General features: G+C 69.9%; 1 protein-coding gene and 1 pseudogene. Both read right to left on the reverse strand.

The window, feature by feature from the left end; genetic code table 11:
* A pseudogene (locus tag ACFWI9_RS34400) lies at nt 1-168 on the reverse strand (alcohol dehydrogenase); the annotation flags it as partial.
* Nucleotides 137-1,267 (reverse strand): MMPL family transporter (locus tag ACFWI9_RS34405; RefSeq protein ID WP_387169254.1); only part of this gene is annotated, 1,131 nt, incomplete at its 5' end. The gene ACFWI9_RS34405 and the pseudogene ACFWI9_RS34400, both read right to left, overlap by 32 nt.

Below are 1,267 nucleotides of genomic sequence, written 5' to 3' on the forward strand. Positions count from 1 at the left end.
GTGCGGGAGTGTGATGTCGGGGTCGTGGCCCTGCCAGCCGTGCCAGTCGCTGCGGCAGAGGCCGGTGGCTTCTACCCGGACGGTTACTCCGTGGGGGGCGGGGTGGGGGTCGGGTACGTCGCGTACGTCGGCGGGCTCACCGTATTGCTCGAACACCACCGCTTTCATTTGGGCTCCCCTCGCCGTTTTTGTCTGCGGGTGCCTGGTTGGTGTGGGCGCGCCGCGCGGAGGCGTCACGATTTGACAACCCCCCCCACCCAGTCGGGGGGGAGCCGAACCGGTCGTGGAACCTTCGCAGCGGACCCGGTGCCCACCAAGTCGCCCTCCCCGTCAGCTTCATCACCGCCGGGACCAGCAGGCTCCGGACGATCATCGCGTCCATCAGTACCGCCAGCGCGATGCCCAGGCCGAGCATCTTGGTGTTGGCGACCCGGGACGTGCCGATCGCGACCATCACCACCGCGAGGATGACCGCGGCCGCGGTGATCAGGCCGCCCGTGCGCTGGAGGCCGTGGCGGACCGCCTCGTTGTGGTCGCCCGTGCGGTCGTACTCCTCCTTGATGCGGGAGAGCAGGAACACGCCGTAGTCCATGGAGAGGCCGAAGGCGACGCAGAACATGAGGACGGGAAGGGTCGTCTCTATGGAGCCGGTGCTGGTGAAGCCGAGGAGGCCGGAGAGGTGGCCGTCCTGGAAGACCCAGACGACCGCGCCGAACATCGCCGTGAGGCTGAGCGCGTTGAGCAATACCGCCTGGAGGGGGATCACCACGCTGCCGGTCAGGAGGAAGACCAGGAGCAGGGTGACGACGGTGATGAGGGCCACCGCCCAGGGCAGACGGCTCGCTATCGCGTGCTTGGAGTCGACCAGGACGGCCGCCGTGCCGGTCACCTTGGTGGTGAAGGGGGCGTCCGTGGCGCGCAGGTCGCCGACCAGGCGCTGGGCCGTGGCGTCGACCGCCTCGCCCTTGGGGAGCACCGTGAAGTAGGCCGAGTCGCCCTGGACCACAGGTCCGTCCACCCGTACCGCCTCGGGCAGTCGGGCGATCCTGGTCCGGTACGCGGTGTACTGCGCCGGTGTCGCCCGCCCCTCGGCGAGCACTTCGAGGGCACCGCCGGGGTTGCCCGGGAAGCCGTCGCGGATGTGCTGCTGCACGACGTGCGACTCGGCGCCCGAGGGCAGTTGGCGGTCGTCCGCGGTGCCGAACCTGACGCCCAGGAACGGCAGTCCGAGGAGGACCAGGACGGCTGTGGTGGCGAGGGCGAAGAA

The organism is Streptomyces sp. NPDC127084 (genome assembly GCF_042724175.1).
Taxonomy (GTDB): domain Bacteria; phylum Actinomycetota; class Actinomycetes; order Streptomycetales; family Streptomycetaceae; genus Streptomyces.